The sequence below is a fragment of the Streptomyces sp. NPDC014889 genome, from assembly GCF_043081205.1.
Lineage (GTDB): Bacteria > Actinomycetota > Actinomycetes > Streptomycetales > Streptomycetaceae > Streptomyces.
Map to the genome: position 1 here is coordinate 532,853 of NZ_JBIBWH010000003.1, position 19,616 is coordinate 552,468.

Genomic DNA, 19,616 nt, shown 5'->3' on the forward strand with positions numbered 1-19,616 from the left:
CGTCGTGTCCGTACGTGAACTGGTCGTCCTCGGCACCGCCAGCCAGGTGCCCACCCGGCACCGCAACCACAACGGCTATCTGCTGCGCTGGGACGGCGAGGGCATCCTGTTCGACCCCGGCGAGGGCACCCAGCGCCAGATGCTGCGCGCCGGGGTCGCGGCGCACGACCTGAACCGGATCTGCGTCACCCACTTCCACGGCGACCACAGCCTCGGCCTGGCCGGGGTGATCCAGCGGATCAACCTCGACCGGGTGCCGCACGAGATCACCGCCCACTACCCGCGTTCGGGCAAGCGCTTCTTCGACCGTCTGCGCTACGCCACCGCCTACCGCGAGACGGTCGGGCTCACCGAGGCCCCGGTCGACACCGACGGAGTCCTCGCGACCACCCCCGCGTACACCTTCGAGGCCCGCCGGCTCTCCCACCCGGTGGAGTCCTTCGGCTACCGGCTGATCGAGCCGGACGGGCGCCGCATGCTGCCCGAACGGCTCGCCGCGCACGGGATCAAGGGCCCGGACGTGGGCCGCATCCAGCGCGAGGGCTCCCTGGACGGGGTCCCGCTGGAGGCCGTCAGCGAGGTGCGGCGCGGACAGCGGTTCGCGTTCGTCATGGACACCCGGCTGTGCGAGGGCGTGCACGCGCTCGCCGAGGGCTGCGACCTGCTGGTCATCGAGTCGACCTTCCTCGACGAGGACGAGCCGCTGGCCGTCGAGTACGGCCATCTGACGGCCGCTCAGGCGGCGCGGGTGGCGCGGGACGCCGGTGTGCGGCACCTGGTCCTCACCCACTTCAGCCAGCGCTACACGGAGCCCGGGGAGGAGTTCGAGCGGCAGGCGCGGGCCGCCGGGTTCGACGGCGAGCTGACCGTGGCGTACGACCTGCTCAGAGTGCCGGTCCCGAAACGTCGCTGACCAGGGACGTACGATGTTCCGATGCCTCTGCCGAAAGCCGAACTGCATCTGCACATCGAAGGCACCCTGGAGCCCGAGCTCGCTTTCGAGCTGGCCGCACGCAACGGCGTCGAACTGCCGTACGCGGACACCGAAGCGCTCCGCGAGGCCTACCGGTTCGAGGACCTCCAGTCCTTCCTCAACCTGTACTACGAACTCATGGCCGTCCTGCGCACCGAGCGGGACTTCGAGGACCTGGCCGACGCCTATCTCGCGCGGGCCGCCGCGCAGGGCGTGCGGCACGCGGAGATCTTCTTCGACCCGCAGGCCCACCTCTCCCGCGGCGTCGACATGGGCACGGTCGTCGAGGGACTGTGGCGGGCGCTGGGCCGGTGGGGAGAGGACAAGCACGGCGTCTCGACCCGGTTGATCATGTGCTTCCTGCGCGACGAGTCCGCCGAGTCGGCCATGGAGACCCTCGACGCCGCCAAGCCGTACCTCGACCGGATCACCGGGGTCGGCCTGGACTCGGCCGAGGCTGGCCACCCGCCGGCGAAGTTCCGCGAGGTGTACCAGGCCGCCGCCGCCCTCGGACTGCGGCGCGTGGCGCATGCCGGCGAGGAGGGTCCGCCGGAGTACATCGCGCAGGCCCTCGACGTGCTCGGCGTCGAGCGCGTCGACCACGGGCTGCGCTGCATGGAGGACCCGGAGCTGGTCGCCCGCCTGGTGCGCGACCGGATCCCGCTGACCGTGTGCCCCCTGTCCAACGTCCGCCTCCGCGCGGTCGACACGCTGGCCGACCACCCGCTGCCCGCCATGCTGGACGCCGGACTGCTGTGCACGCTCAACTCCGACGACCCGGCCTACTTCGGCGGCTACGTGGGCGACAACTTCCACGCCGTGCGCGACACCCTGGCCCTGGGCAAGGACCGGCTGCGCGAACTGGCCCGCAACTCCTTCCTCGCCTCCTTCCTGGAAGACGACGAGGAGCGGCGCCGGCGGTACCTCGCCGAGGTCGAGGCGTACGAGTTCCCGTAGACCGCCGCTCGCTCGCGCCGCCACTCGCCAACGACCGCTCCGCGCACCGCCCGTTGACGAGGCGTGTTCGCGTTTCTAAACTCTGTTCCCATACGTGGATGGCGTCTATGTGGGGAGATGGCCAGGGTGAGTCCGGAGACGAACACCGCGGGTCCGTCCGATGTGGTGCGCAGACTGCGGGACGGGATGGCGCACGGCGTGCTGTCCTTCCCGCTGACGGCGTTCCACGACGACGGCTCGCTCGACCCCGACGGCTGCCGCGCCTACCTGGCGGCCCAGCTCGCCACCGCGCCCGGCGCCCTCTTCCCGGCCTGCGGCACCGGCGAGTTCTTCTCCCTGGACGAGGACGAGTACCGCCGGGTCGTCTCGATCGCGGTCGAGGAGGCGGCCGGCCGGGTGCCCGTGGTGGCGGGCACCGGCTACGGCTGGGCGCAGGCCGCACGGTTCGCGCGCGTCGCCGAGGAGGCCGGCGCCGACGCGCTCCTCGTCCTGCCGCACTACCTCGTCGCCGCCCCGCAGGACGGACTGGCCGCCCAGCTCGAACAGCTCGCCGCCCGCACCCGGCTGCCGCTCATCGCCTACCAGCGCGGACAGGTGGCGTACGGTCTGGAGACGTTCCGGCGCATCACGCGGATCCCCTCGGTCATCGGCCTCAAGGACGGCCGCAGCGACCTCGACGCCCTCCAGCGGCTCACCCTCGCCGCCCCCGAGGGCTTCCTGTTCTTCAACGGCGCCCCCACCGCCGAGATGCAGGCCCGCGCCTACGCCACCGTCGGCGTGGCCGCCTACTCCTCCGCCGTGCACGCCTTCGCCCCGGAGATCGCCAACGCCTTCTTCGCCGCGCTGCGGTCCGGCGACGGCGGCTCGGCCGACAAGCTGCTGCGCGACTTCTACGTCCCCTTCGTCGAACTGCGCGACCGCGTGCCCGGGTACTCCGTGTCCCTGGTGAAGGCCGCCGCCCGGCTGCGCGGACGCCCCGTCGGACGCGTGAGGGCCCCGCTCACCGACCCCTCGCCCGCCGACCTGGCCGACCTGAGGGAACTGCTGTCCGCGGGACTCGACATGGTGGGAGTCGCCCTGTGACCGGCGACCTGACCATCACCGAGGTACGGCTGACCCCGATCCTGATCGCCGACCCGCCGCTGCTGAACACCCAGGGCGTCCACCAGCCGTACACACCCCGCCTGATCGTGGAGGTGGTGACGGCCGACGGCGTCACCGGATACGGCGAGACCTACGGCGACACCAAGTACCTGGAACTGGCCCGCCCGCTCGCCGACCGGCTGACGGGACGCCGGATAACCGACCTCAACGGCCTGTTCGCCCTCGACGTCGCCGTGGACGCCTCCCGGGTGGAGAACGCCGTCGACGTCGGCGGGCTGCGCGGCGTCCAGACCGCCGACAAACTCCGCCTGTCCGTCCTGTCCGGCTTCGAGGTCGCCTGCCTGGACGCCCTCGGCAAGACGCTCGGACTGCCCGTGCACGCGTTGCTCGGCGGCAAGGTGCGGGACTCCGTCGAGTACAGCGCCTACCTGTTCTACAAGTGGGCCGGGCATCCGGAGGGCGTCGCCTGCGAGAAGGACGACTGGGGCGCCGCGCTCGACCCGGCGGGGGTGGTGGCGCAGGCGCGCAGGTTCACCGAACGCCACGGTTTCACCTCCTTCAAGCTCAAGGGCGGCGTCTTCCCGCCCGCGCAGGAGATCGCCGCCGTACGGGCCCTGGCGGAGGCCTTCCCCGGGCGCCCGCTGCGGCTTGACCCCAACGGGGCCTGGTCGGTGGAGACCTCCGTGGAGGTGGCCCGGCAGCTCGGGGGCGTCCTGGAGTACCTGGAGGACCCCGCCCTCGGCACGCCCGCCATGGCCGAGGTGGCCGCCCGCACCGGCGTGCCGCTGGCCACCAACATGTGCGTGACGACCTTCGCCGAGATCAAGGAGGCGTTCACCTCGAACGCGGTGCAGGTACTGCTCTCCGACCACCACTACTGGGGCGGCCTGCGCAACACCCAGCAGCTCGCGGCCCTGTGCGCCGCCTTCGGCGTCGGCGTGTCGATGCACTCCAACACCCACCTCGGGATCAGCCTGGCCGCGATGACGCACGTGGCGTCCACCGTGCCCGGCCTCCACCACGCCTGCGACACCCACTACCCCTGGCAGTCGGAGGACGTCCTGACCGAGCGGCTCACCTTCGACGGCGGCCGGGTCGCCGTCCCCGACGCCCCCGGCCTCGGCGTCGAACTCGACCGGGACAGGCTGGCCTTCCTGCACCGCCGGTGGGCCGAGGACGACGGCCGTCTGCGGGACCGCGACGACGCGGCCGCGATGCGCGTCGCCGAACCGGGCTGGACCGCCCCGGCGACCCCCCGCTGGTAGGCGCGGCGGCGCTCCCCGGCGCGAGCGCCGACGGGTTGTCGGCGCTCTGGTGCACACTGGCCGGACCAGCACCATGTCAGGGAGCGCACCGTGACCGCGTCCAACACGTCCGCCGGAACATCCGCCGGAGCGGGACCGGAGTACCCGGAGGACCGGGACGACCCGGAAGGCCGGGACGGCCGGGAGTACATCGTCGGGGCGCCGCACGCCCACGTCGATCATCCGGTCGACCCGCTGGCCGGACTGCGCTCGGCGGACGACCCGCCCTGGGACGTGTACCTCACGGGCACCGTCTTCCTCGACATCGTCTTCACCGGACTCGACTCCGCCCCGGTGCGCGGGACCGAGTCCTGGGCGCGCGGAATGGGGTCCAGCCCCGGCGGAGTGGCCAACATGGCGACCGCGCTGGCCCGCCTGGGACTGCGGACGTCCCTGGCGGCGGCCTTCGGTGACGACCACTACGGCGACTACTGCTGGGACGCGCTGGAACAGGGCGAGGGCATCGACCTGTCCCCGTCCGGCACCGTGCCCGGCTGGCACTCGCCGGTCACGGTCTCCATGGCCTACGAGGGCGAGCGCACCATGGTCTCGCACGGCCACGAGCCGCCCCCGGAGGCCGTGTTCCTCCAGGAGGGCGCCCCGGAGTGCCGGCCCCGCGCGCGTGCCGCCGTGTCCTCCCTGACGCCGGGCCGGCGCTCTCCGTGGATCGCCCAGGCTGCGGCGGAGGGCACGCGCATCTTCGGGGACGTCGGCTGGGACGACACCGGCGCCTGGGACCTGGCCGGCCTGTCCGACCTGGAGCACTGCGAGGCGTTCCTGCCCAACGCCGAGGAGGCGATGCGCTACACGGGCACCGACTGCCCGCGCGCCGCCGCGCACGCGCTCACCGCGTTCGTACCGGTCGCGGTGGTCACCCTCGGCTCCGAGGGCGCCTACGCGGTCGACCGGCGCACGGGGGAGAGCGCCGAGGTGCCCGCCATCGCGGTGGAGGCCCTGGACCCGACCGGCGCGGGCGACGTCTTCGTGGCCGGCTTCGTCACCGGCACCCTGGCCGGCTGGCCGCTCGCCGACCGCCTCGCCTTCGCCGGCCTCACCGCCGCCCTGTCCGTCCAGGAGTTCGGCGGCTCCCTGTCGGCGCCCGGCTGGTCCGAGATCGCCGCGTGGTGGCGCCGGGTGCAGTCGGTCGAGGGCCAGGACCCGGCGGCCCTGCGGCGCTACGCGTTCCTGGAGGCCCTGGTCCCCGAGGCGAGCGTCGAACCCTGGCCGCGCCGCCGCGCCGTACCGACGATCGGCTTCCGCAGACCGGGGTGACGGTCGCGGACGCACGTCGAGCCGCCCGCGCGTCGGCCGACGGCGCGTCCCGTCGCGGCGTGCCGCACTGCCCACGTGCCAGCCGCCCGCGCGTCGCGCCGTCCTCGCGTGCCAAGCTGCCCCGCTTGTCGAGCCGCCGGTGCGTCGAGCCCTCCGTACGTCGAGTCGCCCGCGGCCGTCCGCGCGTGCCGCGCTGCCCGTGCGTCGGCCGCGCGCCTGCCGTGCTGCCCGCCTGCCAAGCCGCCCGTGCGTTGAGCCGCCCGTGTGCCAAGCTGCCCCGCTTGCCGCGCCGTCGGTGCGTCGAGCCGTCCGGACGTTGAGCCGCGCTCGGTCGGCCGCGCGCCTGCCGTGCTGCTCGCGTGCCAAGCCGCCCGTGCGTTGAGCCGCACGTGTGCCAAGTCCCCCACGCGTGGGGCCGTCCGCGCGTGCCGCTCCCTCCACGGTCGGCCGCGCGCCTGCCGTGCTGCTGCGTCCCGGAGTCGGGTGTCCGTGCGTTGAGCCGTGCGCGTGACAAGTCTCCCCGCGCATCGAGCCGTCCGCGCATGCCGGGCCGCAGGCGTGCCAAGCTGCCCGCCTGCCGCGCCGTCCGGCAGTCGGCCGCACGGCCGGCCGGGCGTTCGCGCGCCGCGCCGTTCGGGCCTTGGCCGGGAACGTCGTTGACACGTGGCGTTCGCCGCCCGATCATCGGCGCGACCGAGCACGATGAGGCAAGCAGCCTCCGGCCTCCTGGCTCCCTCCGTCGAAGGACACGCGTCGTGCGCAGACCAACACGCAGCCCCGGAGTGCTCCTCGCCGTTTTCGGCCTGGTCCTGGCGCTGCCCCTCGCGTTGACCGCGCCGGAACCGGCCCGGGCTCGGGCACTGACCGGGACCGCGGCCGACCCGCACGCGCCCCGCCTCACCCACTCGGCGGACCAACTCACCCTGACCGTACCGGCGGACCGCACCAGCCCCGGATACGCATTACGGGTGACAAGGCATCAACTTTCTTTGACGACCAGCCGTTCGGGCGGCACCGTTCTGGCCACCGCGGCCGGCGGCACCGGCGCACTGCGCTTCCAGGCCGCCGGCGCATGGCAGCACGCCACCCGCGTCACCGACTGGACCTGGAAGAACGGCACGCTCACCCTCACCGCGGCCACGACGGCGCCCGGTGCCACCGTACGGGCCCACGTCACCCCGTCCGCCGACCGCTACCGCCTCGACTGGCAGGTCGTCGGCGCCGCCCCCGAACGCCTGGGCCTCGCCTACGACTTGTCCTCCGCCGGCCACTGGTACGGCCACGGCGAGACCCGGACCCCGCACGGCGGCCCCGCCTCCGACCAGCCCTGGCCGCTCGACAGCGGACAGGTCGCCGACCCGGCCTTCGGGCCGGCCTCGTACTACATGGTCGACCCGTTCTGGTACACGTCCTCGGCGGCCGGACTGCGCGTGGACACCGGACACGTCATGAACGTGGCGATCAACCAGAACGACGACGGCCTCGGCCGCTTCGACATCGAGTCCGCCGCCCCCTACCGGGCCACGGTCTTCGTCGAGTCGACACCGCTGGAGGTCTACCGCGACTACGTCGGCGTCGTGGGCAAGCCGGACAAGAGCGACGCCACCCCGCGGCAGTACGCCGAGCCGGTGTGGAACTCCTGGGCGCAGTTCTACACCCACGTCGACCAGGCGGCGCTCCTCGGCTACGCCCAGGACCTGCACGACCACGGGATCACCGGGCACACGCTCCAGCTCGACGACAAGTGGGAGTCCGACTACGGGAACATGACCTTCGACCCGAAGGCCTACCCGGACCCCGGGGCGATGTCCCGCCGGATCCACGACCTCGGCTTCGGCTTCGGCCTCTGGGTGACGCTGTGGATCAACCTGGACTCCGACCAGTACCAGTACGCCGCCGACCACGGCTATCTGCTGCGCGCCGCCACCGATCCCGCCGAGCCGTGCCGGGTCACCTGGTGGAACGGCACCGCCGGGATCGTCGACCTCGCCAACCCGAAGGCCAGGGCCTGGTACAAGAGCCGGCTCGGCAGCCTCATGAGCACCTACGGCGTCGACGGGCTGAAGTTCGACACCCGGTTCTTCGACGAGCGGTGCGTTCCCCGCGCCGGCTACCAGCCCACCGACTACCAGCGGCTGGGCGCACAGCTCGCCGACGAGTTCGACCTCCAGGGCGTCGGCATCCGCGTCCACTGGGACACCACCGCGCACCGGGCGGGTTTCGTCACCCGTCAGCTCGACAAGGGCACCGGCTGGAACTCCCTGCGGGCCGCCGTCACGCAGAACCTCGCCATCTCCACCATCGGCTACCCCTTCGTCACCACCGACATGATCGGCGGCTCCAGCGGTGAGCCCGCCCCCACCAAACAGGTCCTGGTTCGCTGGGCGCAGGCCGCGGCCCTGATGCCGCTGATGTACTCCTCCACATCACCCGTCGGCACCGTCGATGTGACGACCGGCCGGAAGGTGGTGTACGACGCGCAGACCGCCGCCCTCTACCGCGAGGCCATCGCCCGCCACCGCCGACTCGCCCCCTACATCCAGGACCAGGTCCGGCAGACGCTGCGCACCGGCGACCCCATCATGCGCCCGCTCTTCTTCGACTTCCCGCACGACGAGCGGGCGTACACGATCACCGACGAGTGGATGCTGGGCCCCGCGGTCCTGGCGGCCCCCCAACTGACCGACGCCCCCACCCGCCCGGTCCACCTCCCCCCGGGCACCTGGTACGACGTAACCCACGCCCGCACCCTCCACGGCCCCCGCACCATCACGGCCTACCCGACCCCCCTGAACACGACCCCGGTCTTCATCAACCTGAACGCAAGGGACGCGAAGAAGGCACTGAAGGCACTGAAGGCACCGAAGACCCTGCGCTGAATGCGACTGGGGGCAAAGCCGCCCGCCGGGGTCCGGGGGCAGAGCCCCCGGAGGAGAGCCCGGAGTGACCGGGCTCTCAGAAGCCGAGGCGGCGCAGCTGCTTGGGGTCCCGCTGCCAGTCCTTCGCGACCTTCACATGGAGGTCGAGAAACACCGGCGTCCCCAGCAATGCCTCAATGTGCTTGCGGGACTTGATCCCGACTTCCTTCAGCCGCTTCCCCTTGGGCCCGATGATGATGCCCTTCTGGCTCGGCCGCTCGATGAACACGTTGGCGTGGATGTCGAGCAGCGGCCTGTCCGCCGGCCGGTCCTCGCGGGGCAGCATCTCCTCCACCACCACCGCGATGGAGTGCGGCAGTTCGTCCCGCACACCCTCCAGCGCCGCCTCCCGGATCAGCTCGGCCACCATGACCTGCTCGGGCTCGTCCGTGAGGTCGCCCTCGGGGTAGAGCGCGGGCCCCTCGGGCAGCAGCGGGACCAGCAGGTCGGCCAGCAGGTCCACCTGCTTGTTCGCCGTCGCGGACACCGGCACGATCTCCGCCCAGGTGATCCCCAGCTCCTCGCCCAGCCGGTCGATCGCGATGAGCTGCTCGGCGAGCGCCTTGGAGTCCACCAGGTCCGTCTTCGTGACGATCGCGACCTTGGGCGTCTTCTTGATCCCGGCCAGTTCCTTCGCGATGAACCGGTCACCGGGCCCGATCTTCTGGTCGGCCGGCAGGCAGAAGCCGATCACGTCGACCTCGGCCCAGGTGGCCCGTACGACGTCGTTCAGCCGCTCCCCGAGCAGCGTGCGCGGCTTGTGCAGCCCCGGCGTGTCCACGAGGATCAGCTGCGCTTCCGGGCGGTGGACGATGCCCCGCACGGTGTGCCGCGTCGTCTGCGGCCGGTTCGAGGTGATCGCCACCTTCTGCCCGACCAGAGCGTTCGTGAGGGTGGACTTGCCCGCGTTGGGGCGGCCCACGAAGCAGGCGAAGCCGGCCCGGTGGGAAGCCTCGACGGACTGCTCGGATGACTGGGTGCGAACGCTCATGGCGCCCATTGTCCCTGATCCACGAACCCCGGCTGCACACGGACGGGCAAGCGCGGCTCCGGCGGGCCTCAGCCGTCCTCGCCCGCCGGCCGGGTGAGCCGTACGGTGCCGTCCGGGCCGGCCAGCAGAACCGGCGTCTTCGCGCCGCCCAGGTCCCGTACGGCGGCCAGGTCCTCCGGGGCGATCTCCTCCGCCTCGCTGACCACCGCCGCCGCCTCCAGGGACGTCGCACCGGACGCGACGGCCATCGCCACCGCGGTCTGCAGGGCGCTCAGGCTCAGGGAGGCGAGGCGCACCGACCCGGCGACGTACGTACGCCCCGTCTCGTCCCGTACGGCCGCGCCCTCCGGCACACCGTTGCGGGCCCGGGCCGAACGGGCCAGGGTGACGATCTTGAGGTCCTCGGGATCAAGCGCGTTGGTCTCGGTCATGCCCCGAGCATAAGAGCCGCCCCCACGGTCGCGGAGATCACCCCGGCCACCGCCGAGACCGCCGCAGCCGCCGCGGTCAGGCCCGCCGCGGCGCCCCGGCCTTCACGCCCGGTCGAGCCGCAGCCGCTCCGCGCGCGGCAGTCCCGCCACCACCAGGTCGTAGGAGTCCTCGACGAGCTCCCGGACCAGCCGGTCCGGGAGCCCGGTGCCGACCGTGACCGTGTTCCAGTGGCGCTTGTGCATATGCCAGCCGGGGACGATCAGGCCCTCGTACTCCGCGCGCAGCCGGATCGCGTCCTCCGGGTCGCACTTGAGGTTGACCTTCAGCGGCCGGGAGTCCAGGGCCGACAGCGCGAACAGCTTGCCCCGGACCTTGAAGACCGAGGTCTCCGGGTTGAAGGGGAAGTCCTCCACCACCGCGTTGAACGACAGGCAGAGGGCGCGCAGCTCCTCGGGACTCACTCCGGTTTCTCCTCCCCGCCCCCGGCGGGCGCCGCCGGGGCCACCGGCTCCGCGAGCACGGTCACGATCTTGTTCCGGCGCCCGGCCGCCGCCTCCGCGGTCAGCCGCAGCTCCCGGCCGTCGGGCAGCTCCACGACCGACGAAGCGCCCGCGATGGGCACCCGGCCCAGGGCCTTGGCGAGCAGCCCGCCGACCGTCTCCACGTCCTCGTCGTCGTACTCCTCCAGGCCGTACAGCTCGCCCAGGTCCGTGATGTCCAGGCGCGCGGTGACGCGGTAGCGGTCGTCGCCGAGCGGCTCCACCGGCGGCAGCTCGCGGTCGTACTCGTCGGTGATCTCGCCGACGATCTCCTCGAGGATGTCCTCGATGGTGACGATGCCGGCCGTGCCGCCGTACTCGTCGATGACGACGGCGACGTGGTTGCGTTCCTTCTGCATCTCGCGCAGCAGGTCGTCGGCGTTCTTCGTGTCCGGTACGAAGACGGCCGGACGCATGGCCGTCGACACCAGCTCGCTCTCGGCGTCCCGGTTGATGTGCGTCCTGCGGACCAGGTCCTTCAGATAGACGATCCCGACGATGTCGTCCTCGTTCTCGCCGGTGACCGGAATCCGCGAGAAGCCGGAGCGCAGCGCCAGCGTGAGGGCCTGGCGGATGGTCTTGTACCGCTCGATCACCACCAGGTCGGTGCGCGGCACCATGACCTCGCGCACGAGGGTGTCGCCCAGCTCGAAGACCGAGTGCACCATGCGCCGCTCGTCGTCCTCGATCAGCGACTCCTGCTCGGCGAGGTCGACCATGGCGCGCAGCTCGGCCTCGGAGGCGAACGGGCCGCGCCGGAACCCCTTGCCGGGGGTCAGCGCGTTGCCGATGAGGATCAGCAGCGACGGGATCGGGCCCAGCACCCGGGCGAGCGGCACCAGTACGTACGCGGCCACGGTCGCCGTGTTCAGCGGGTGCTGGCGGCCGATGGTGCGCGGGGACACCCCGATGGCCACGTACGAGACGAGCACCATGACCGCGATGGCGACGACCAGCGCCTGGCCCGTGCCCGGGAACGACTCCAGACACGCGTAGGTGACCAGCGCCGCCGCCGCCATCTCGCACGTGACGCGCATCAGCAGCGCCAGGTTGAGGTAGCGGGTCGGGTCGGCGGCGACCTGGGCCAGTCTCGCGCTGCCGCGGCGGCCCGCCTTCACGGCCTCCTCGGCGCGGAAGCTGGACACCCGTGCCAGGCCCGCCTCCGCGCAGGCGGCGAGCCAGGCGACGACGACGAGCGCGATCGCGCCGACGACGATCTGAGGGCTCATGGGCGGGTTACGAGACGGTGGGTGCCGGTGACGGGCCGCGCAGGCCCCGCTCGGCACGCCAGCCGTCCACGATCGCCGCCTGAAGGCCGAACATCTCGGCCTTCTCGTCGGGCTCCTCGTGGTCGTAGCCGAGCAGGTGCAGCACGCCGTGGACGGTGAGCAACTGGAGCTCCTCGTCCATGGAGTGCTGCGTCGGGGCCTCGGCGCCCTGCTTCGCGGCGACCTCGGGACACAGCACGATGTCGCCGAGGAGGCCCTGCGGGGGTTCGTCGTCGTCCTTCGACGGCGGCCGCAGCTCGTCCATCGGGAAGGACATGACGTCCGTGGGGCCCGGCAGGTCCATCCACTGGACGTGCAGCTGCTCCATGGCGTCGGCGTCCACGACGATCACCGAGAGCTCGGAGAGCGGGTGGATGCGCATGCGGGTGAGTGCGTAGCGGGCGATGTCGAGGATCGCCCGCTCGTCGACCTCGGTTCCCGACTCGTTGTTGACGTCGATCGACATGGTGGTGCTGGTCTACTTCCCCTTGTGCCCGTGACCGTGCGCGTGCCCGGCCCTGCCGTGCCCGCCGGACTTGTTGGGCCCGCCGTTCTCGGTGCCGTGCTTGCTGTCGTACTTCTCGTACGCGTCGACGATACGGCCCACGAGCTTGTGCCGTACGACGTCGTGCGACGACAGCCGGGAGAAGTGGACGTCCTCGACGCCCTCCAGGATCTCCTGCACCTGCCGCAGACCGGACTTCTGGCCGTTCGGCAGGTCCACCTGGGTGACGTCACCCGTGATCACGATCTTCGAGTCGAAGCCGAGCCGGGTGAGGAACATCTTCATCTGCTCGGGGCTGGTGTTCTGCGCCTCGTCCAGGATGATGAAGGCGTCGTTCAGGGTGTTGTGCGTCAGCAGATGGTCCTGCGTGACGTACAGGGAGTCCTCGGCCGCCACCTGGATGCAGACGCATTCCTCCCGGCCCGCAGGCTCGATGCTGTCGATGAACCGCATCGGACGTCCGCCGCCACCGGCCGCCTGGTACTGGTCCCGCTTGCGGGCAAGTCGGAAGGGCTCGATGCCTTCGGGAAGGCGGATGTCGATGACGTGGGCGTCCCGCCGGTGGGCGACGTCCCGCTCCTTCGCGCGGCCCGGACCGCGTCCCTCGGCGGCCCTGCGACGGCTGTAGGCGACGCCGCCCAGGGACTGCACCAGAGCGATCACGTCGTCCCGGAGCAGGATGGATGTCGTCGTGTACTGGACGCGGCAGGTCCGGTCCTTCTGGACGACGGGGCCGCCGTCGGAGTCGAGCAGTCCCTGCAGGATCGCCAGCCGTACCTCGGCCGAGTTGAAGAGGTAGTCGTCGGGGACGAACTTGCTGTGCGAGCGCGTCCGCAGCAGGTCCAGCTTGCGCAGAACGCCGGTGACCGGGTTTTCCAGGGTGACCACGTCGCCAGGGGCCTTGACCCGGTTCAGGACGTAGTCGGGCCCGCCGCGATGCCGTACCGAGATTCCGGGAAGGGCCGATTGCAGGGCCGACGCGAGTTCCGGGTCCTCGGTGGCGAACGAGGGGGTGGTGGAGCCGGTCAGGCATCCGTCGCCCAGCAGGAGTCCCAGCGCATAGGGGTCCATCGGTACTTCGCGCTCGGGGAAGCACACCGGCGCCGTGAGTATCGGCAGCTCGTATCGACGCGCATGTGCGGCACGCAGGTTGCCGATCATCTCCTTGGTCTCCAGGACCCGCCACGGCTTGTCACGACGCTTGTCCGAAGCCGTGCGCACCGTCCACAGGTGCTCGCCGCAGCACAGGGTCCAGGCCCCGTCCTGGGCCGTGACGCGGTAGACATCCTTCTCGCCCTGTGGATAGACGCCCAGGACCGGGGTCGGCTCACCGTTGGAGCCGATGACGAGGTCACCGACCTGCAGATCGCCGATGGGGCGCCAGCCATCAGGGGTCAGGACGTTCGTGAAGCGCGGCTGCGCGCGTCCACGCATGTACGCCAGCGGTGCCACCTCGATCGTTCCCGCCGCCATCAGGCGCGGGATGGAGTCCGGGTCGAGCATGTCGTGCAGCGCGTCGTACAGCGGGCGCAGGTACGGGTCGATCTTCTCGTACAGCGTGCCGGGCAGGAAGCCGAGGCGTTCACCGGCCTCGACCGCGGGGCGGGTCAGGATGATGCGGTTGACCTGCTTGGACTGCAGGGCCTGCACCGCCTTGGCCATGGCCAGGTAGGTCTTGCCGGTGCCGGCGGGGCCGATGCCGAAGACCACCGTGTGCTTGTCGATCGCGTCGACGTACCGCTTCTGGTTGAGCGTCTTGGGACGGATCGTGCGGCCGCGGGAGGACAGGATGTTCTGCGTCAGGACCTCGGCGGGGGTCTCGTGGCCGTCGCTCTCGCCGTTCTCGCTCGCCTTGAGCATGGCGATGGAGCGTTCCACTGCGTCCTCCGTCATCGGCTGCCCGGTGCGGAGCACCAGCATCATCTCGTCGAACACGCGCTGGATCAGGGCGACGTCCACCGGATCGCCGACCGCGCTGATCTCATTGCCCCGGACATGGATGTCGGCCCCCGGGAAGGCCTTCTCGATCACGCGCAGGAGAGAGTCGCCGGATCCCAGGACGGTCACCATGGGGTGCTGGGCGGGGACGGTGAACTGTGCTCTGGCCTGCCCCTGCGCGGGGGTCTTGGCTGCGGGTGTCTGAGTCATGGGCCGGCGCTGAAGGCCTGCGGTTCCTCCTCGTCACGGCCGCACAAGTGAGGGCGGCCTCGCGCTTCCCAGGGTACGACGGGGGAGCGACAACGCCGTAGGGCTTTTCGGCGACCGGAGCGACCCCGGTGATCCTGGTGACTCCGTTGGGACCGACGACCCCGCGGATCCGGGGCGGGATCAGTCCGGCACGGGCGACGCGGCGGCCGCCGCACCCTCCCCCCGCTGGGCCCGCAGCAGGTCCCGGAACCAGTGGTAGGAGGCCTTCGGGGTGCGCTCCAGCGTCGCGTGGTCGACGTGCACCAGGCCGAACCGGCGGGCGTAGCCCTCGGCCCACTCCCAGTTGTCCAGCAGCGACCACACGAAGTAGCCGCGCACGTCCACGCCCGCCTCCACGGCCCGGTGCAGGGCGCGGAGGTGTCCGTCCAGGTACGCGATGCGGTCCTGGTCGTCGAGGCCCTCGTAGGAGCACCCGTTCTCGGTGATGACGACGGGCGGGAGCCGGTCGCCGTAGCGGTCGCGCAGGCCGGTCAGCAACTCGGTCAGGCCCTCCGGGACCACGGGCCAGCCGAAGTCCGTGACCGGGTGGCCCTCGATCTCCCGTACCGAGAAGGGCAGTTCGGCGGGCAGGGTGAGACCGCCGAACTCGATCTCCTCGCCGCGCGGGGCGCCCACCCGGGTCGGCGCGTAGTAGTTGACGCCGTACCAGTCCAGGGGCTCCGCGATCACCTCCAGATCCGAGGCCAGTTGCTCCGGGGCGCCCGGCATCAGCTCGCCCAGTCCCTCGGGGTAGCGGCCGAGCAGCAGCGGGTCGGCGAACAGGCGGTGCAGCAGCAGGTCGTAGAAGCCGGCCGCCTCGACGTCCGCCTGTTCCCCGGAGGCCGGCCGGACGGGACTGTGCGAGTTGGCGATGCCGATGTCCGCGGCCCCGGCGATGCGCAGCGCCCGGACCGCCAGGCCGTGGGCGAGCAGTTGGTGGTGGGCGGCCGGGAGCGCGTCGAACAGCAGCCGCCCGCCCGGCGCGTGGACGCCCAGGGCATGGCCGAGCAGGGTGTGCTCGGCGGGCTCGTTGAGCGTGATCCACTTCGGTACGCGGTCGCCCAGGCGCCCGGCGACCACCGACACATGGTCGGCGAACCGCGCGGCCGTGTCCCGCTCCAGCCAGTCGAGGCGGGCCGGCAGGTCCCAGTGGAAGAGGGTGGGGACCGGGCGGACGCCGGCCGCGCACAGGTCGTCGACCAGGCGGTCGTAGAAGTCGAGGCCGCCGGGGGAGTCCACCCGGGGCCAGGAGACGGAGAAGCGGTACGCGTCGACACCGAGGCCGGCCAGCAGCGCCACGTCCTCGCGGTGGCGGTGGTAGTGGTCGCAGGCCACCGCCGCCGTCGAGCCGTCCTTGATCCGCCCCGGCCCGGCCGAGAACGTGTCCCACACGGACGGCTCGCGCAGGTCGGCCGCCCCCTCGATCTGGTGGGCCGAGGTGGACACGCCCCACAGGAAGCCGGCCGGGAACCGGGGTATCGGGTTCGTCGCCATGGGCGGGATCATCCTTACCGTCGGTAACGGAAGTCAACGCCCGGGACGGGAACGGGACGGGAAAAGGACCTCACGCCCCCTCCTTGAGCACGCGGGAGATGAGCTCGCGCTGCTCCCCGGTCAGCCGGGGATCGGCCGCGTACACCGTCCGGCCGTCCACGGTGATCTCGTAGTTGAAGCCGTCGGGCACCCCGGCCGGCGGCGCGGTCTTGCCGGCCGCCAGCGCCCGCTCGGCCAGGTCCCGCCACTGCGGGGCGTCGGGCCGCCCCGAGACGTCCACCTCGGCGCGGCGCTCGATGCCCGCGAAACCCCCTGTGCGCCTCACTCGAATTCGCATGGTCCGTGTCTAGTACGGAACTACAGCGTCCGCACCCCTACCTGCTCCCAGGCCTTCCGCACGGCCTCGAGTTCGCCGCCGTCGGTGCCGTACCGCTCCCGCGCGGCCCGCACCGTGAGCGTGGCGAAGTCCGCGAACTGCGCGTCCTCGTGCAGTTCGCCGCCGGTCAGCACGTCGTACCAGAGCTGTCCCGCCTTCTCCCAGGCGTGGCCGCCGAGCGCCGTGGCGACCAGGTAGAAGGCGTGGTTGGGGATGCCGGAGTTGATGTGGACGCCGCCGTTGTCGCTGCCGGTGTGGACGTAGTGGTCCATGGAGGCCGGCTGCGGGTCCTTGCCGAGCACGTCGTCGTCGTACGCCGTGCCCGGTGCCTTCATGGAGCGCAGCGCGGTGCCGCTGACGCCGGGGGCCAGCAGCCCGGCGCCGATCAGCCAGTCGGCCTCGGTGGCGGTCTGGCCGAGCGTGTACTGCTTGATCAGCGAGCCGAAGACGTCGGAGAGCGACTCGTTGAGCGCGCCGGACTGCCCGAAGTAGGCCAGGTTGGCGGTGTGCTGGGTGACGCCGTGGGTCAGCTCGTGGCCGATGACGTCCACCGGGATGGTGAAGTCCAGGAAGATCTCGCCGTCACCGTCGCCGAACACCATCTGCTCGCCGTTCCAGAAGGCGTTGTTGTACTTCTCGTCGTAGTGCACGGTCGCGTCGAGCGGCAGTCCGCTGCCGTCGATCGAGTCGCGCCGGTAGGCCGTGAGGTACAGCTCGAAGGTGGCGCCGAGGCCGGCGTAGGCGCGGTTGACCGTGGCGTCCCCGCCGGGTTCCTGGCCCTCGCCGCGCACCTTGCTGCCGGGCAGCTCGGTGCCGTGCCGGGCGTCGTAGACGGTGCGGTGCGGGTGACCGTCCTGTCTGCCCGCGGGCGCGGCGACGGCGGGTGCGCCGACGACGGTGGTCAGCCGCCGCCGGGTGCGCTCGAAGGCGTCGCGTTCCAGGGTCCGGCGGGCGGGTCCGGAGAGCGCGGGGTCCTCGTTGCGGGCGAGGCGGTCGAGGACGTGCGGCGGCACGATGGTGCAGAAGACGGGCTCGAAGCCCCCGGTGGTCGTCATATTCGAAACCATCGCACTGCGTGCCTGCGATGTCACTACCCGCAACCGTGATGGGGGAATATCGGGGCAAGGGGTCTGCTCGCCCGTCACGGAGTGGTAGGTGGGGGGAGGTCGGCGGCGCGTGACGTCGCGCACTTTTTGCCCTGTTTGCCCCTTCGGTTTCGCATAATGGGACGGGCCCGCGCATCCGGCGCGGCTCGGCTAGGCTGCGCAGCATCATGCGTTTCGGGCTGCTTCTCCTTAGCTGCCGCGGCGAGGGCCTGTAGTCGAGGCCGACCCCCTCCCCGCGGAGTTCGGCGTTGCGCCGTCGGCCGTTCTCCGGCACCCGCGGACCCGCGGACCTCACGAGGAGCCCACGCCACCATGGTCAACCGTCAGCAGCCCAGTTCCATGCCGATCCACAAGTACGGCCGCTACGAGCAGGTCGACATCCCCGACCGCACCTGGCCCGGCCGCCGGATCACTTCCGCCCCCCGCTGGCTCTCCACCGATCTGCGCGACGGCAACCAGGCCCTGATCGACCCGATGTCGCCCGAGCGCAAGCGCCGGATGTTCGACCAGCTCGTCGCGATGGGCTACAAGGAGATCGAGGTCGGCTTCCCGGCCTCCGGCCAGACCGACTTCGACTTCGTGCGCTCCATCGTCGAGGAGGAGGGCGCGATCCCCGAGGACGTCACGATCTCCGTACTGACCCAGGCCCGTGAGGACCTGATCGAGCGGACCGTGGAGTCCCTGAAGGGCGCCCGGCGCGCCACCGTCCACCTGTACAACGCCACCGCCCCGGTCTTCCGCCGGGTCGTCTTCCGCGGCTCCAGGGACGACATCAAGCAGATCGCCGTCGACGGCACCCGCCTGGTGGTGGAGTACGCCGAGAAACTGCTGGGCCCCGAAACGGAGTTCGGCTACCAGTACAGCCCGGAGATCTTCACCGACACCGAACTGGACTTCGCCCTGGAGGTCTGCGAGGCGGTGATGGACGTGTACCAGCCGGGTCCGGGCCGCGAGATCATCCTCAACCTGCCCGCCACGGTGGAGCGTTCGACGCCGTCGACGCACGCGGACCGCTTCGAGTGGATGCACCGCAACCTGTCCCGCCGCGAGTACGTCTGCCTGTCCGTCCACCCGCACAACGACCGCGGTACGGCCGTCGCCGCCGCCGAGCTGGCGCTGATGGCCGGCGCCGACCGCGTCGAGGGCTGCCTGTTCGGCCAGGGCGAGCGCACGGGCAACGTCGACCTGGTCACCCTGGGCATGAACCTGTTCTCGCAGGGCGTCGACCCGCAGATCGACTTCTCCGACATCGACGAGATCCGCCGTACGTGGGAGTACTGCAATCAGATGGAGGTCCACCCGCGCCACCCGTACGTGGGCGACCTGGTCTACACGTCCTTCTCCGGCTCCCACCAGGACGCCATCAAGAAGGGCTTCGACGCGATGGAGGCCGACGCGAAGGCCAGGGGCGTCACGGTCGACGACATCGAGTGGGCGGTGCCGTACCTGCCCATCGACCCCAAGGACGTCGGCCGCTCCTATGAGGCCGTCATCCGGGTCAACTCGCAGTCCGGCAAGGGCGGTGTCGCCTACGTCCTGAAGAACGACCACAAGCTGGACCTGCCGCGCCGGATGCAGATCGAGTTCTCGAGGATCATCCAGGCCAAGACGGACGCCGAGGGCGGCGAGGTCACGCCGAAGGACATCTGGGCCACCTTCCGGGACGAGTACCTGCCGAACCCGGACAACCCCTGGGGCCGCATCCAGGTCAGGACCGGCCAGTCGACGACGGACACCGACGGGGTCGACACCCTCACCGTCGAGGCCACCGTCGACGGCGAGGACACCGTCCTCACCGGCTCCGGCAACGGTCCGATCTCGGCCTTCTTCGACGCCCTGCACTCCGTCGGCGTCGACGTGCGCCTGCTCGACTATCAGGAGCACACGATGAGCGAGGGCGCCTCCGCCCAGGCCGCCTCGTACATCGAGTGCGCGATCGACGACAAGGTCCTGTGGGGGATCGGGATCGACGCGAACACGACACGTGCGTCGCTGAAGGCCGTCGTCTCGGCCGTCAACCGCGCTACGCGCTGACCGCTCTGACCGGTGCTTTCGGGGCCCCGGCCGCCTGCTGAGGCGGCCGGGGCCCCGTCGTGCGCCCGGCGAGTATCGGCCAGTCGGCGACCCAGGTCACGGAAAGGTCTCGTCCGGGGTACTGACGACGCCTCGGCAATGTGGCTAACATCACGC

16 protein-coding genes are annotated in these 19,616 nt (G+C 71.5%); 7 read left to right on the forward strand and 9 right to left on the reverse strand.

The genetic code is table 11. The features are described 5' to 3' along the window. Nucleotides 1-4 precede the first annotated feature (4 nt). The 6 genes from ACF09J_RS08625 (at nt 5) to ACF09J_RS08650 (ending at nt 8,489) form a co-directional block, all read left to right on the forward strand. Nucleotides 5-913, forward strand: a complete 909-nt coding sequence (locus tag ACF09J_RS08625) for a ribonuclease Z (protein ID WP_392304627.1) — start codon at nt 5-7, stop codon at nt 911-913. A gap of 21 nt (nt 914-934) precedes the next feature. Beyond that, nucleotides 935-1,930 carry an adenosine deaminase gene (locus ACF09J_RS08630; protein WP_392304628.1) on the forward strand — a complete coding sequence of 332 codons (996 nt, stop codon included), beginning with the start codon at nt 935-937 and terminating at the stop codon, nt 1,928-1,930. 117 nt (nt 1,931-2,047) lie between these two features. Then, nucleotides 2,048-3,013 (forward strand): 5-dehydro-4-deoxyglucarate dehydratase, encoded by a 966-nt coding sequence (locus ACF09J_RS08635; RefSeq protein WP_392304629.1) that lies wholly within the window; start codon nt 2,048-2,050, stop codon nt 3,011-3,013. Next, entirely contained in the window at nt 3,010-4,299 is a 1,290-nt protein-coding gene (locus ACF09J_RS08640; RefSeq protein WP_392304630.1) for a glucarate dehydratase family protein, read from the forward strand. Before ACF09J_RS08635 ends, ACF09J_RS08640 begins: the two co-directional genes overlap by 4 nt. Nucleotides 4,300-4,488: 189 nt before the next feature. Continuing rightward, the gene (locus ACF09J_RS08645; RefSeq protein ID WP_392304682.1) at nt 4,489-5,610 is read left to right on the forward strand and encodes a carbohydrate kinase family protein; all 1,122 of its coding nucleotides are present in this window, start codon (nt 4,489-4,491) and stop codon (nt 5,608-5,610) included. A 755-nt stretch (nt 5,611-6,365) separates the two neighbouring features. Continuing rightward, on the forward strand, nt 6,366-8,489 hold the full coding sequence (locus ACF09J_RS08650; protein ID WP_392304631.1) for a glycoside hydrolase family 31 protein: 2,124 nt from the start codon (nt 6,366-6,368) through the stop codon (nt 8,487-8,489). Between the two features lie 76 nt (nt 8,490-8,565). Here ACF09J_RS08650 and era read toward each other — a convergent pair whose 3' ends face one another. The 9 genes from era to ACF09J_RS08695 all read right to left on the reverse strand — a co-directional run bounded on the left by era (nt 8,566) and on the right by ACF09J_RS08695 (nt 17,375). Further along, nucleotides 8,566-9,519 carry a GTPase Era gene (gene era, locus ACF09J_RS08655; protein WP_392304632.1) on the reverse strand — a complete coding sequence of 318 codons (954 nt, stop codon included), beginning with the start codon at nt 9,517-9,519 and terminating at the stop codon, nt 8,566-8,568. A 68-nt stretch (nt 9,520-9,587) separates the two neighbouring features. Further along, nucleotides 9,588-9,950, reverse strand: a complete 363-nt coding sequence (locus tag ACF09J_RS08660) for a cytidine deaminase (RefSeq protein WP_392304633.1) — start codon at nt 9,948-9,950, stop codon at nt 9,588-9,590. 102 nt (nt 9,951-10,052) lie between these two features. Next, the gene (locus ACF09J_RS08665; RefSeq protein WP_392304634.1) at nt 10,053-10,412 is read right to left on the reverse strand and encodes an MmcQ/YjbR family DNA-binding protein; all 360 of its coding nucleotides are present in this window, start codon (nt 10,410-10,412) and stop codon (nt 10,053-10,055) included. Continuing rightward, nucleotides 10,409-11,719, reverse strand: a complete 1,311-nt coding sequence (locus ACF09J_RS08670) for a hemolysin family protein (RefSeq protein WP_392304635.1) — start codon at nt 11,717-11,719, stop codon at nt 10,409-10,411. Before ACF09J_RS08670 ends, ACF09J_RS08665 begins: the two co-directional genes overlap by 4 nt. Nucleotides 11,720-11,726: 7 nt before the next feature. Continuing rightward, complete coding sequence (gene ybeY / locus ACF09J_RS08675; RefSeq protein ID WP_365423733.1) at nt 11,727-12,224, reverse strand: rRNA maturation RNase YbeY; 498 nt, start codon at nt 12,222-12,224, stop codon at nt 11,727-11,729. A gap of 12 nt (nt 12,225-12,236) precedes the next feature. Continuing rightward, nucleotides 12,237-14,411: a PhoH family protein gene (locus ACF09J_RS08680; RefSeq protein WP_392304636.1), complete on the reverse strand. Its 2,175-nt coding sequence runs from the start codon at nt 14,409-14,411 to the stop codon at nt 12,237-12,239. A 180-nt stretch (nt 14,412-14,591) separates the two neighbouring features. After that, nucleotides 14,592-15,956: a GH1 family beta-glucosidase gene (locus ACF09J_RS08685; protein ID WP_392304637.1), complete on the reverse strand. Its 1,365-nt coding sequence runs from the start codon at nt 15,954-15,956 to the stop codon at nt 14,592-14,594. A 58-nt stretch (nt 15,957-16,014) separates the two neighbouring features. After that, nucleotides 16,015-16,281 (reverse strand): protealysin inhibitor emfourin, encoded by a 267-nt coding sequence (locus ACF09J_RS08690; RefSeq protein WP_392304638.1) that lies wholly within the window; start codon nt 16,279-16,281, stop codon nt 16,015-16,017. Nucleotides 16,282-16,301: 20 nt separating this feature from the next. Further along, on the reverse strand, nt 16,302-17,375 hold the full coding sequence (locus tag ACF09J_RS08695) for a M4 family metallopeptidase (RefSeq protein WP_392304639.1): 1,074 nt from the start codon (nt 17,373-17,375) through the stop codon (nt 16,302-16,304). Nucleotides 17,376-17,738: 363 nt separating this feature from the next. Here ACF09J_RS08695 and leuA point away from each other — a divergent pair, with 363 nt between their 5' ends. Then, a complete protein-coding gene (gene leuA, locus ACF09J_RS08700; protein WP_392304640.1) occupies nt 17,739-19,460 on the forward strand; it encodes a 2-isopropylmalate synthase in 1,722 nt (573 codons plus the stop codon). Nucleotides 19,461-19,616 lie beyond the last annotated feature (156 nt).